At 72.1% G+C, this 13343-nt stretch carries 9 protein-coding genes; 7 read left to right on the plus strand and 2 right to left on the minus strand.

The features are described from left to right. Positions 1-45 precede the first annotated feature (45 nt). From ACWFRU_RS17270 to ACWFRU_RS17280, 3 genes are all read left to right on the plus strand, one after another. Complete coding sequence (locus ACWFRU_RS17270) at positions 46-2403, plus strand: FHA domain-containing protein (protein WP_453687756.1); 2358 nt, start codon at positions 46-48, stop codon at positions 2401-2403. A 69-nt stretch (positions 2404-2472) separates the two neighbouring features. Next, positions 2473-3471 carry a hypothetical protein gene (locus ACWFRU_RS17275; protein ID WP_453687758.1) on the plus strand — a complete coding sequence of 333 codons (999 nt, stop codon included), beginning with the start codon at positions 2473-2475 and terminating at the stop codon, positions 3469-3471. 8 nt (positions 3472-3479) lie between these two features. Further along, positions 3480-4493: a serine/threonine-protein kinase gene (locus ACWFRU_RS17280; RefSeq protein WP_453687760.1), complete on the plus strand. Its 1014-nt coding sequence runs from the start codon at positions 3480-3482 to the stop codon at positions 4491-4493. Between the two features lie 7 nt (positions 4494-4500). Here the strand turns inward: ACWFRU_RS17280 and ACWFRU_RS17285 are convergent, their stop codons facing one another. Further along, positions 4501-5790 carry a streptophobe family protein gene (locus ACWFRU_RS17285; protein ID WP_453687762.1) on the minus strand — a complete coding sequence of 430 codons (1290 nt, stop codon included), beginning with the start codon at positions 5788-5790 and terminating at the stop codon, positions 4501-4503. Between the two features lie 227 nt (positions 5791-6017). On the opposite strand from ACWFRU_RS17285, the gene ACWFRU_RS17290 reads away from it, so the two are divergent. From ACWFRU_RS17290 to ACWFRU_RS17300, 3 genes are all read left to right on the plus strand, one after another. Beyond that, positions 6018-7145, plus strand: a complete 1128-nt coding sequence (locus tag ACWFRU_RS17290) for a DUF6777 domain-containing protein (RefSeq protein WP_453687764.1) — start codon at positions 6018-6020, stop codon at positions 7143-7145. 134 nt (positions 7146-7279) lie between these two features. Next, the gene (locus tag ACWFRU_RS17295) at positions 7280-8443 is read left to right on the plus strand and encodes an exonuclease SbcCD subunit D (protein ID WP_453687766.1); all 1164 of its coding nucleotides are present in this window, start codon (positions 7280-7282) and stop codon (positions 8441-8443) included. Then, complete coding sequence (locus ACWFRU_RS17300) at positions 8440-11529, plus strand: AAA family ATPase (RefSeq protein WP_453687767.1); 3090 nt, start codon at positions 8440-8442, stop codon at positions 11527-11529. Before ACWFRU_RS17295 ends, ACWFRU_RS17300 begins: the two co-directional genes overlap by 4 nt. A gap of 472 nt (positions 11530-12001) precedes the next feature. Here the strand turns inward: ACWFRU_RS17300 and ACWFRU_RS17305 are convergent, their stop codons facing one another. Further along, positions 12002-12577 carry a hypothetical protein gene (locus tag ACWFRU_RS17305; protein WP_453687769.1) on the minus strand — a complete coding sequence of 192 codons (576 nt, stop codon included), beginning with the start codon at positions 12575-12577 and terminating at the stop codon, positions 12002-12004. A gap of 147 nt (positions 12578-12724) precedes the next feature. Here ACWFRU_RS17305 and ACWFRU_RS17310 point away from each other — a divergent pair, with 147 nt between their 5' ends. Then, positions 12725-13297, plus strand: coding sequence for a hypothetical protein (locus ACWFRU_RS17310; RefSeq protein ID WP_453687771.1), 573 nt, complete (start codon positions 12725-12727; stop codon positions 13295-13297). Positions 13298-13343 lie beyond the last annotated feature (46 nt).

The raw sequence follows: 13343 nt of genomic DNA on the forward strand, positions 1-13343 counted from the left end.
CCCCGAGCCCAGGCGTGGATGCGTGCGAATGGGTAGAATTCGGGCATGGGAGAGCGGTCTGCAACACCGACTGCGCCCGAACTCGTCCTGGAGACCGACACCGGCTCCACGGTGATGAGTCCGAGCCGGGACTATCACGTCGGACGCGATCCGTTGAGTGATGTCGTCATCGACGACGCCCGCGTCTCCTGGCACCACGCCGTCCTGCACGCCGAGCGCGACCACTGGACGATCGAGGACGAGCACAGCACGAACGGCACCTACGCCGACGGCCGGCGCGTCCGGGCAGGGGACGTCGGGGCCGGCAGCGTCCTGCGCTTCGGCAGCGTCACCGACGGCCCGCGCGCGGTCCTCGTCGGCCGTACGCCGCCCCCGCCAGCCGCCCCCGAACGCCCCTCCGCCGTCCGCACGCCCTCGGCCACCGGCACCTTCCGGCAGCCGACGTCCGTGCGCCCGCTGCCCGCCCGCACCGTCCGCATCGGCCGCGCCGCCGACAACGACCTGGTCATCGACGACCTGGTCGTCTCGCGCCGCCACGCCGAACTGCGGGTCCTCGCGGACGGCAGCTACGAGATCGTCGACCTCGGCAGCCACAACGGCACCTACCTCAACGGCCAGCCGGTCGGCCGCGCCCCGGTCGCCCCCGGCGACATCGTCGGCGTCGGCCACCGCGCGTACTGCCTCGTCGGCGACCAGCTCCAGGAGTACGTCGACACCGGCGAGGTCTCGCTCGACGTCCAGGAGCTGACCGTCGCCGTCGACCGTGGCCGCAAGACGCTCCTCGACAAGATCTCCTTCCCCGTCGGCGAGAAATGCCTGCTCGCCGTCGTCGGGCCGAGCGGCGCCGGAAAGTCCACCCTCCTCAACGCCCTCACCGGCCTGCGCCCCGCCGACGACGGCACGGTCCTCTACGACGGCCGCGACCTCTACCGCGACTACGCCGAACTGCGCCAGCGCATCGGTCTCGTGCCGCAGGACGACATCCTGCACGCGCAGCTCACCGTGCGCCGGGCCCTCGGATACGCCGCCGAACTGCGCTTCCCCCAGGACACCGAGAAGGCGGAACGCCGGGCCAGGGTCGACGAGGTCATCCGCGAACTCGGCCTCGAACAGCGCGTCGACCAGCCCATCCACAGCCTCTCCGGCGGACAGCGCAAGCGCGTGAGCGTCGCCCTCGAACTCCTGACGAAACCGTCCCTGCTCTTCCTCGACGAGCCGACGTCCGGGCTCGACCCGGGCATGGACCGCTCGGTGATGCACATGCTGCGCGGCCTCGCCGACGACGGCCGGACGGTCATCGTCGTCACGCACAGCGTGCTCAGCCTCGACGGCTGCGACCGGCTCCTGGTGCTCGCCGCGGGCGGCAGGATCGCCTACTACGGGCCTCCGAAGGACGCACTCCCGTTCTTCGGCTTCGAGGAGTGGCCCGAGGCGTTCGAGGCCTTCGAGGGGGACCGCGACCGGGACTGGGCGGGGGAGTACCGGCGTTCGCCCTTCCACCAGCGGTACATCGTCAACTCCTCGGCGCAGCCGCCGATGCCGCAGGGCGGCGCGGGGCCGGTCGCCGCGTTCGCGCCGCCGCCCAAGGCGCAGAGCTGGGGCTCCCAACTCCGGACACTGGTGCGGCGGTACGCGGCCGCGCTCGGCGCCGACCGGACCTTCCTCGCGATCATGATCGCGCTGCCGTTCGTGATGGGCGCCATGGCCCGCGCTCTTGCCGGGAGCAGGCTGACGCAGGAGACGGCGATGAACGCGCTGCTCATCCTCTGCGTGGGCGGAGTCCTGACCGGCGCGGCCAACGCCGTGCGGGAACTGGTCAAGGAGCGTGTCATCTACCGGCGCGAACGGGCCGTCGGGCTCTCCAGATCGGCGTACCTGATGTCCAAGGTCGTCGTACTGGGGACGATCACCGTCCTCCAGGCGGTCGTGCTGACCCTGGTGGCGCTGCTCGGCGTCGACCTCAACGCACCCGGCGGCGAGGGCGTGCTGCTGCCGCCCCTGGTCGAGATCACCGTGGCGGTGGCGATGCTGGCGTTCACGGCGATGATGCTGGGGCTCCTGGTCTCGGCGCTCGTGCGCAAGGAAGAAGTGACGATGCCGCTGCTGGTGCTGCTCGCCATCGTGCAGGTGGTGTTCTGCGGCGCCCTCCTGAAACTCCACGGGGTGCCCGGCGTGGAGCAGCTTGCCTGGCTCGTGCCGTCGCGGTGGGCGCTGGGCGCGATGGCGGGCACGATCGGGCTCGGCAGGATCGTGCCGGGGGAGCTGACCGCCGATCCCCTCTTCCGGCACTCGGCGGGCACCTGGCTGCTCAACATGGGCATGTTGGTCGCCCTCTCGGTGGTGTTCGGCTACCTGGTGGCGAGGCTGCTGAGACGGCACGAACCCGCGGTGATGCGGAAGTAGCGAGGGGTGCGCGGTGAGCTGCGAGCGGGAGCGGGAGCGGATTCGGGCGAGGGAGCAGGAGTGGACGACATGACCACAGCGGACTTCCGCCCCACTCACGTCGTCCCCCAGGACGGCCTTCCCGCCTGGGAGGCGCCGGACGTGAACCGCCCGACGACGCCGCTCGACGCGCTCCTGCCCGTCCAACTGGTCGACCGGCTCGGTGACTGGGCCCGGATCGTCTGCGCGAACGACTGGTCGGCGTGGGTCGACGGCCGCCTCCTCGTCGCCGTACCGGCGGACCCGCCCGCCGCAGGCCACCCCCTGACCCGCACGGCGGACCCGGCCCCGCTCCTCGCACGCACCGAGGCGGCACTGGCCGACTTCCGCCGCGCGACGCGGGACCTGGCGGCCGGCGAAACCGACGCCGACACCTTCCGGCAGCGGACCCGTGGACTGCGGGTGGGCGTGGTCGTGGACGGCGACGCGATGTGGCTCTACGACGCCGAACACGAGCGCTGGGTGTACTGCGACGGAACCCGGCTCAGCACCTACGCGGTGGAGGAGCCTCCGAGCGCCCACGGAACCCCTGGGGAGCCGGACGGCAGCGACGGGGCGCTCGCGCGTGAACGGGACGCGGGTGGGGGCGGCGGGACGGTGCGTCCGGAGCCGACGCAGGTGGTCGGGGGGTCCCAAGACGCGGGTGGGCCGGTGGGTCCGGAGCCGACGCTGGTGGTCGAAGGTGCTGGTGACGCGGACCGGGTTTCCGGGAGGTATGGCGAGACCGGTGATCCTGATGGGGTCGCGAGTGGCGGTGGCGCCGGCTCTCCGGAGCCGACGCAGGTGGTCGAGGCGGTGCCCAGCGCGGGGACGGCCCGTGGCGGTGAGGGCAGCGAAGGGCTCGCATCTGCCTCGCACGGTGAAGATGCCCGGCGTACCCCCGAGACGTACCGCGAAGAACCCGCGGTCGCCCCCGGGGCGTCCCCCGGCCCTGCCTCCGCCCCAGGCCCCTCCGCCGAGGGACCCACCCGTCGTATCCCTCCCGTCGTGGCCGGCCCCGGTGGGGCGGGTCGGGTCGGTGATGGGTGATGGAGGGCGTGTCGCGTGGTGGCCTGGCGGCGGGGTCGAGTTCTCACTCCGGGCGGCCCTCCGAGCTGGTCGGGCGGCAGATCGCCGGGTATCGGGTCGAGGGTGAGATCGGGCGTGGCGGGATGGCTGTTGTCTACCGGGCCAAGGATCTGCGCCTTGACCGGACCGTCGCCCTGAAGCTGCTCGCGCCCGAGCTCGCGCGCAACGACACCTTCCGGCAGCGCTTCACGCACGAGTCACGCGTGGCCGCCGCGATCGAGCATCCGCACATCGTGCCGGTCTTCGAGGCGGGGGAGACGGACGGCGTGCTGTACATCGCCATGCGGTACGTCCCCGGCCTCGACCTGCGGCATCTGCTCGACGGTTCCGGCCCCCTCCCCGTCGGCGCGGCCCTCCGCATCGCCGCGCAGGTCGCCTCCGCGCTCGACGCGGCCCACGACCACGGCCTGGTCCACCGCGACGTCAAACCCGGCAACATCCTCGTGGCCAAGGGCACGGACAGCGACCACCCGGAGCACGTCTACCTCACGGACTTCGGCCTGACGAAGAAATCGCTGTCGCTGACCGGCTTCACGACCGTCGGCCAGTTCGTGGGAACCCTCGACTACGTGGCGCCGGAGCAGATCTCCGGCCGCCCCGTGGACGGCAGGTGCGACGTCTACAGCCTCGCCTGCGTCGTCCACGAGACCATGGCCGGCGGGCCGCCCTTCCAGCGGGATGACGACATGGCGCTGCTCTGGGCCCACCAGTACGACCAGCCGCCCCGCCTGACGGAGCAGCGCCCCGCGATTCCCGCCGCACTCGACGGCGTCCTCGCGAAGGCGCTGGCCAAGCGCCCGGAGGACAGGTACGGCTCCTGCCTGGAATTCGCGGCCGCACTGCGCGCCGCGGCCACCGGAAGCGCGCAGGGCCATGCCCCCACACAGGTGGCTCTTGAAGTCGTCGGAGCCCCGGTCGATCCAGGAGCGCCCCCGGAACCGCCCAGCTGGGCGCGCCCAATCTTCCGGCGGCTGCCCGACTAGCGCGTACTCACTTCACCTCACCGCGCCGGTGCACCCCGCGCGCCAGCAGGCCGCCGATGAAACCGGACACCAGACCCCACGCCACGGCAAGGATCAGCGCGGTCCCCAGATTCGGGTCCAGCTTCACCAGGCCCGACAGGCCGCCGCCCAGATCGCCGATGCCCAGGAGCGACAGGCCGTAGTGGGCGGACACGCGGGCGAGGAGACAGACGGCGAGCACCGTCAGGGTCAGCGCCACCGCCATGTGCACGGCGTGCTGCCAGGCCCGCATCCGGGCCGGTGAACGCGCCGCCATGAGGAACGCGGCGCCGAGCACCGACACCGCCGCGACCACCAGCAGCCACCACACCCGCCCGTCGTGCTCGGCGAGCGTCCGCAGGCTGAGCGTCGAGTCGGCCGGAGTGCGTAGTACGTCGTCCAGGGCCTTCGGCATCGGCAACCCGAACGGACCCTCCACGCGCCCCTCCCAGGACGCGCCGAGCCCGATGGTGAAGGCGAGCCAGACGAGGTTGGGAAGGCCGAGCAGCAGCACCGCGAACGTCTCTGTCGTGTGCCCCTTGGTCACGGCCACGACCAGGCCGGCCACGAGCCCCAGGGCGACGTACGCGAGCAGCAGGACCACCATGGCGTACGCCGCCGGACGCACCGACTCCTGGAAGCGCACCAGGCGGGCCGGGAGCGGCGCCCCGCGCGAGACCAGCAGCGCCACCAGGAGGACACCCGCGAGCCACAGCAGCCCGAAGAGGATGGTCAGCGGCACATCCGTCTCGAAGCCGACCTTCGGCGAGGCGTCCAGCAGATCGCCGATGTCGGCCGCGGGTCCCTCCCCGAGCGTGATCGTGAACCGGTGGCGCGCCAGCAGGGCGAGTCCGACGAGGAGCAGCACCCACAGCACGGCGAACCGCGCCGCCCAGCCGGCCAGTTCCGCGGTGTGGGCGACGGCCCGGTGCCGCAGCGGCCTGAGGAACCCGGCGGCGATCACCAGAGCCCCGGCGAGAGTGACCGAGAGGGGCAGCACGGAGAGCCCCGCGTTCGTCTCGGCGATCGCCCCCGCGTCACCGGAGAGCCCGACGGAACCGCCGACCGCCATCACGACGACGGCCGCGACGACCCGGGGGAACGCGCCGTCGGGCAGATCCGCGGCCCCGGCGGCCCACAGGCCGAGCGTGGCGACGACGGCCATGGCCACCAGCGCGGCGAGCACCGCGAGGAGGGCGTGGATCCAGCCGTGGGGGGCCCGCCGGTTCTCGGACGTGCGCTGCGCGCCTGCCTGCCCGGGCGGTGTCTGGTCGCTCACGTTGTCACGCTAAGCAGCACCGACGCGGTCCGCCCCTCGGGAGGGCCGACCGCGCGCCCACCGCGCGCCCACCGCGCGCCCACCGCGCGCCCACCGCGTCGGCTTGCGGCCCCCCGGGAAGCGGGACACACAATAGGAGCGTAACGGAATAAGGCGTACGGATCGAGCGAAAGCAAGTCTTAACGGGTCTGAGCGCCGTGCATCCCCTACGCAGGGAAGAAGTGCTCGTGAGCGCCGAACCGCCGTCGTCAGGACGCCCCACAGGACCCCCGTCCGGCCCTCTCTCGGGCCCTTCAAGCGGCCCGCCGAGCGGACCCCCTGAGCTTCCGGGCCCGCCGCCGGGTGGCGCGAGCCCCGAACCGGGACCCGGCGGGGGCCCGGCGCCGGACCGCCCCTGGTGGAAGTCGGCGCCGCGCGTGGCGGCGATCTCCCTGGTCCTCGTGGCCGCCGTGGTGCTGACCGTCGTCCTCACGCGGCCGGACGGCACCTCGGAGTCCGGCGGCGAGGTCGCCCTTCAGCCCGCGGGGAAGCAAGGCCCTGATCCCTTCACCGAGTCCACGGCCCGGGACGACGACACGCCGCCGTCCCCGAGCGCCCTGCCGAGCTCCTCGGCGTCGGCCAACGTGACGCGCGGCGTCGACGGCGCCGCTCCCGGTCTCTACGGAGGGACGCGGAAGGTCGGCGCCTGCGACGTGGAGAAACAGGTGGACGCCCTGGGGAAGGACCCGGCGAAGAACAAGGCGTTCGCCTCGGTCCTCGACATCGACGCGTCGGCCGTCCCCGCGTACTTGCGGGCCCTGACACCCGTGCAGCTGCGCATGGACACCCGCGTGACCAATCACGGTTACCGCGACGGCGCCCCGACCGCCTATCAGGCGGTTCTCCAGGCCGGGACCGCCGTGCTCGTCGACGACCGGGGCGTGCCCCGCGTGCGCTGCGCCTGCGGAAACCCCCTGCTGCCCCCCGTCGCGCAGAAGAGCACCCCGAAGCCGACAGGTGATGCGTGGCCCGGCTACCGGTCGTCGAACGTCGTGGTCGTGGCACCGGCCACCCAGGTCGTGAACGCCTTCGTCATGTACGACCCGCAGAGCGGGGACTGGTTCGAACGTGACAAGGGCGACACGGGTGCGGGTGACACGAAGACGGAGCCGCCGGTGAACCAGCCGTCCCCGTCGCCGTCCGAGTCCTCGTCTTCCCCGTCGAACTCGCCCTCTTCGTCTCCTTCATCCTCTTCGCCCTCTTCTGTTCCCCCTTCCTCCGGTGAATCCTCCTCGCCGTCCGCCCCGCTGACGCCCTCCTCGGAGCAGGAGCAGCCGCCCGCGTCGCAGCCCGCGCAGCCGCCGTCCTCTCCGTGACAGATCGACGTTCGTGATGGAGCAGGTGCCGACAGGCGCTAGCGTGGTGGGTGCTGTCGGCGAGGCCCGTGCTGGGGCGGTGCTGGTTCCGGGGCGTAGGAGGGGAAAGCGAGCATGCGGGCCGGAGCGGCGTCTTGAGAATTCTGCACACGTCCGACTGGCATCTGGGCCGGTCGTTCCACCGCGTGAACATGCTCGGCGCCCAGGCCGACTTCATCGGCCACCTCATCACCACGGCGCGTGAGCGCGAGGTGGACGCCGTCGTCGTGTCCGGCGACGTCTACGACAGGGCCGTACCGCCGCTCGCGGCCGTCGAGCTCTTCGACGACGCGCTGCACCGGCTCGCGGACCTGGGCGTCCCGACGGTGATGATCTCCGGCAACCACGACTCGGCGCGCCGCCTGGGTGTCGGTGCCGGGCTCATCGGCCGCGCCGGCATACACCTGCGCACCGCGCCCGCCGCCTGCGCGGACCCGGTGGTCCTTGCCGACGAGCACGGGGACGTGGCGTTCTACGGCCTTCCCTACCTCGAACCGGCCCTGGTCAAGGACGAGTTCGCGGTACCGCGGGCCGGGCACGAGGCGGTGCTCGGCGCCGCCATGGACCGCGTCCGCGCCGACCTGGCCGCCCGGACGCCCGGCACCCGTTCCGTCGTCCTCGCCCACGCCTTCGTGACCGGCGGAGAGGCCAGCGACAGCGAGCGGGACATCACCATCGGCGGAGTCGCCGCCGTGCCGTCCGGCGTCTTCGACGGCGTCGACTACGTGGCGCTCGGCCACCTGCACGGCAGCCAGGCCATCAGCGAGCGCGTGCGCTACTCCGGCTCCCCGCTGCCGTACTCGTTCTCCGAGTCCACGCACCGCAAGAGCATGTGGCTCGTCGACCTCGGACCCGCGGGGGAGATCGCGGCCGAGCGCATCGACTGCCCGGTGCCGCGCCCGCTCGCCCGCATCCGCGGCGACATCGAGACGCTGCTCGCCGACCCGGGGCTCGCCCGCCACGAGGACGCCTGGGTCGAGGCGACACTCACCGACCCGGTGCGCCCCGACGACCCCATGGCCCGTGTCAGCGAGCGTTTCCCGCACACCCTCAGTCTCGTCTTCGACCCCGAACGCGCCCCCGAGGACCCGGACGTCTCGTACGCCCAGCGCCTGAAGGGCCGCAGCGACCAGCAGATCGCGGAGGACTTCGTGACCCATGTGCGGGGCGCGGGACCCGACGTACCCGAACAGGCGGTGCTGCGGGCGGCGTTCGACACCGTCCGCGGCGACGACACGCTGCGCGAGGTGGCCCGATGAGGCTGCACCGGCTGAGGATCACCGCGTTCGGCCCCTTCGGCACCACCCAGGACATCGACTTCGACGACCTGTCCGCCGCCGGGCTCTTCCTGCTGCACGGACCGACCGGCGCGGGCAAGACGTCCGTCCTGGACGCCGTCTGCTACGGCCTGTACGGCTCGGTGCCGGGGCCCCGGCAGGGCAGCGGCCAGGGCGTGACGCTGCGCAGCGACCACGCGCAGCCCGGCGTACGGACGGAGGTGTGCCTCGAACTCACCGTCGCCGGACGCCGGTTGGAGATCACCCGGCAGCCGCCGTGGGAGCGCCCGAAGAAGCGCGGCACCGGCACCACCATGGAGAAGGCGCAGAGCTGGCTCCGGGAGTACGCAGCCGGGGAAGCCGAAAGCGGTGGCGCGTGGAAGGACCTCAGCCGCTCCCACCAGGAGATCGGCGAGGAGATCACGCAGCTTCTCGGCATGAGCAAGGAACAGTTCTGCCAGGTGGTGCTGCTGCCGCAGGGCGACTTCGCGCGCTTCCTGCGCGCCGACGCCGAGGCCCGCGGCAAACTCCTCGGGCGGCTCTTCGACACGCGCAGGTTCGCCGCGGTCGAGCAGCGCCTCGCCGAGCAGCGGCGCGAGGCCGAGGGCGCGGTCCGCGAAGGCGACAGGGAACTCCTCGCCGACGCGCACCGGATGCAGCAGGCCGCCGGGGGCGGCCTTGATGACGCCGAGTCGCCGCTGCCCGAGTTCTCACCCGGCGACCCGGGGCTCGCCGAGGCCGTGCTGACCTGGGCCGCCGTCGCCCGCACCAGCGCCCGCGAGCGGCGTACGGTCGCCGAGTGCGCGCTCGTGGCCGCCGAGTCCGCGCAGGCCGCCGCGGGGCGCCGGCTGGACGACGTACGCGAACTCGACCGGCTGCAGACGCGGTTCGCCCAGGCGCGGGAGCGCTCCGAGCTGCTTCAGGAGCGGGCCGGGGAACACCGGGAGCGACTGGACCGGATGGAGCGCGCCCGCAAGGCCGAGCGGGTCGCCCCCGCGCTCGGCCTGCGCCGCGCGACCGAGGAGGAACACCGCCGCGCGAGCGCCGACGAGACGCGGGCGCGGGCGCAACTGCCCGCCACGTTCGCGGAGTCCGGCGCGGCGGGACTCGCCGCCGCCGCACGCAAGGCCGCCGAAGAACTCGGCGGCCTCGAATCCGCCCGGCGCGCCGAGCGGCGCCTTTCCGAACTCGGCGCGGAGCGCACGTCCCTGGAGCGCGAGGAGCGTGCCGACGACGAGCTTCTGCGTGAGGCCGCGGGCTGGCTCGACGGCTGGGAGGCGACCAGGACCGCCCTCCAGGAGCGCATCGAATCCGCCCAGGAGGCGGCGACGCGCGCGGAGCATCTCGCGGGTCAACTGGATCCCACCCAAGCCAGGTTGGACGCGGCGCGCCGCCGCGACCGGCTCACCGGGGAAGCGACCGCCGCGCACGAACGGACCCTCGCGGCCCGTGAGCGCGCCACCGGGGCCCACGAGCACTGGCTCGCCCTCAAGGAACAGCGCCTCACCGGCATCGCGGCGGAACTGGCCGCCGGTCTGACCGATGGTGCCCCCTGCGCGGTCTGCGGAGCCACCGAACACCCGGCGCCCGCACCGCGGAGCGCGGGGCACGTCGACCGCGCCACGGAGGAGTCGGCGCTCGCCGCCTACCGGCAGGCGGAGGAGGCGCGCACGCAGGAGGAGCGGCAACTCGGCGAGGTGCGCGAGTCGTTGGCGGCGGCCGCTGCCGCGGCCCTCGGGTCGTCCGGCAGGGAGACCGGCGCGGAGTCCGGCACCGACGATCCGGAGGCAGCCCCCCAAGGGCCGTCCGTCGACGAACTCGCCGCAGCAGTCGAGGAGTTGCGGAGGGAACACGCCGAAGCGCGCGACCGCGCCTCCGGACTGCACGCCGCGAGGGAAGCCCTCGCCCAGGCCGAGCGCGAGCACGACCGCAGGGTCGCCGCGCGGCAGGATGCCGTCGTGCGGGCCGCGTCCCGCGCCACCCTGCGCGACTCCCTGGAGCGCGAACAGGCCGGGCTCGACGCCGAGTTGACCCGCGCGCGGGGAGCCAGCGGCAGCGTCGCCGCGCGGGCCGCCCAGCTGGAGCGGCAGGCCGCGCTCCTGACCGAGGCCTCCGAGGCCGCACGCATCGCCGACGACACCGCCCAGCGCCTCAAGGACGCCGACGCGCGACTCGCCGACGCGGCCTTCCGCGCCGGGTTCGACACGCCGGGGGACGCGGCCGAAGCCCTGCTCGACGACGAGGGCCACCGCGAGCTGCAGCGCCGCATCGACGCGTGGCAGAACGAAGAGGCGGCCGTACGTTCCCTGCTCGCCGAACCGGACGCGGCCGCCGCCGCCGAGAAGCCGCCGGCCGACCTCCGGGCCGCACAGGAAGCCGCCGAGCACGCCGACCAGCGGGCCCGGGCGGCGGCCTCAGCGCTCGACGCGGCCACCCGGCGGTGCGCCGAACTCGACCGGCTCTCCGAGCGGTCGGCCGCCGGAGCCCGGCGGCTCGCGCCCCTGCGCGCCGATCACGACCGCGTGGCGCGCCTCGCGGGCCTCGCCGCGGGCACGTCGGCGGACAACGAACGCAAGATGCGCCTGGAGTCCTACGTCCTCGCGGCGCGGCTCGAACAGGTCGCCGCCGCGGCGACCGCGCGGCTGCGGCGCATGTCGTCGGGCCGCTACACCCTCGTGCACTCCGACGACCGTACGGGGCGCGGCCGTTCGGGCCTCGGGCTGCACGTGGTCGACGCGTGGACGGGCCGTGAACGCGACACGTCCACGCTCTCGGGCGGTGAGACCTTCTTCGCCTCGCTCGCCCTCGCGCTCGGCCTCGCGGACGTCGTCACCGACGAGGCCGGTGGCGTACGGCTCGACACGCTCTTCATCGACGAGGGCTTCGGCAGCCTCGACGACCAGACGCTCGACGAGGTGCTCGACGTCCTGGACTCCCTGCGCGAGCGGGACCGCAGCGTCGGCATCGTCTCGCATGTCGCTGACCTGCGACGACGCATCCACGCGCAGCTGGAAGTGGTGAAGGGGCGGTCGGGATCGGTTGTACGGCAGCGGGGGACCACCGACTGATTTGCCGGTGAGGGGCACCTATCAGGATGGGTTCTTTCCCTGTTTTACCCTCGCTGGCCTGGATCGTCTTCGTCCTTATGTCCCCCGGCCGTCCCCCGAACCGTCCTCAGGGCCTACCTGCCGCCGCGGTCGAATCAATGGCCCGTCCGTCGTTGCAGGTAGCGGGCCCCGATTGGTTTGAGTGACTACCGCTCCAAGTTCGCGGCATCCAGTACCTGGGCGTCACGCTCGTCGGCCTCCCGGCGGATGCGCCCCTGTTCCTTGTTGAGTCCTGTCTGGGCATCAACTACCGCCGCTATGTCCACACGCGCTCAACTCGCTTAACCACGACGCCGAGTCTGCTACCTCCATCCAAACGGGACTGAACTTCTCCCGAGCTTGGGCAGAGCAAGTCACGCCACGAGTGCTGGAGGTGGCCACTGCCCTCGGGAGCATCGCCGTGCCAGAACACCAGCCGTACCTCAAGAACCAGTCAGCGCATGAGGCTGTAGTGCAGAAGACGCGACCGGGCATCCTCCTGCGACAGGCCGAGAGCCTGGCTGATCGATTCCATCGAGAGGTCGTCTGCCGCGGCGTACTGAGCGGCACGATGGCTGATGCTCTTGGCAGTACGCTCCAAGGCCGCAACAGCCTTCAGCGCGGCTAGCGGCGCGTCTTCGACAAGGGCGTACAACTGCTCTTCCACCCGCCCCAGCAGCTCCTCAAGCTCCGGCGGCAGCGGAATCGTCTGCGCCTCGACGCCCCGAATATGCTGCCGCCACTCGTCGTACGGCTCCTTCATGGGGAACTCGTCGGTGAAGGCGTCGACTTCGTCCCAGTCGATTGGGTACTGCTCTTCACCACGCCAGCCACATGAGCACGCTCCTCGCGCCGCGGTGGCACGCGGCCGGTTCAGTTTCCCGCTGTACGCCCACCACTCACGCGTCCTATGGAAGTTGGTGCCACTACCGGCATCGAGCACGGCCTCCTTTGGCTCGCTGCCGTCGTCCAAGACTGCGCCCACCCAGCCCTCATGAGACGCCCCGAACTCCTCGGTCATCCACTCCATGGCTTCTCCGCTCCGTGAGTGACCTACCCGATCCAACGATGCCGGACTCTGAGCACCGACGACTGGTGAATCCGCAGACAGACTGCGCCCTGCTGTCACTTCGAGAGAAGCCCCTCCCCGAGGCCGGGTTTTCGCGATCATTGAGGGATGGACGGGGGGCAGGCAACGATCTACGCCGCAGGCCTTGCTGCGAGCGTGACGCTGCTGGGCGCTGCCATCGCCTACAAGGCTGGCCGGCGGCAGGTACGTGATCAGGCTGCCGTGGAGCATGAGCAGTGGGTCCGCGGTCAGCGTGAGCAGGCATACGTTGACTTCCTTGGCGCATGCGAGCGGGCGACGGAGGCCGTTCATCAGTGCCGAGAGCAAGCGGATGATCTCCATGCTCGTCTCGTGCGCCAAGAGATCGAGATTGGGCAAGGCGACCCTGTTTCGATGGATGAGGCATGGCGTTTGTACGATGCCGTCCGGCAACCCTTGAACCGGATCTTGATGCTGTCGCCGGGTGCGGTGATTGCATGTGCTGTAGCGACTGATGACGCGATCTCCAGCTTCTGCTTGGCCGTGCAGCGGGTCAGCCAGCAACTGATGCAGCGTCCGGTGGAGCGGGTTGAGCTGGACCTGGCCTCGGACAAGATGAACGAGGTTTACACGGCACGCGCGAATTTCATCAACGTGGCTCGACAAGTGCTGACTGGCGAGGCCACCGCTATGGCGGAGTGAGGTTTGCCCTCCCAAGAGGTTCCGGCATTGAGGGGAAAAGGCCCTG

The organism is Streptomyces sp. NPDC055099, from assembly GCF_053607685.1.

Excerpts from the sequence above, each read along its gene's own strand:
- ACWFRU_RS17270 (WP_453687756.1), top strand. The coding sequence starts at position 46 with ATGGGAGAGCGGTCTGCAACACCGACTGCGCCCGAACTCGTCCTGGAG.
- ACWFRU_RS17275 (WP_453687758.1), top strand. The coding sequence starts at position 2,473 with ATGACCACAGCGGACTTCCGCCCCACTCACGTCGTCCCCCAGGACGGC.
- ACWFRU_RS17300 (WP_453687767.1), top strand. The coding sequence starts at position 8,440 with ATGAGGCTGCACCGGCTGAGGATCACCGCGTTCGGCCCCTTCGGCACC.
- ACWFRU_RS17305 (WP_453687769.1), bottom strand. The coding sequence starts at position 12,577 with ATGGAGTGGATGACCGAGGAGTTCGGGGCGTCTCATGAGGGCTGGGTG.
- ACWFRU_RS17310 (WP_453687771.1), top strand. The coding sequence starts at position 12,725 with ATGGACGGGGGGCAGGCAACGATCTACGCCGCAGGCCTTGCTGCGAGC.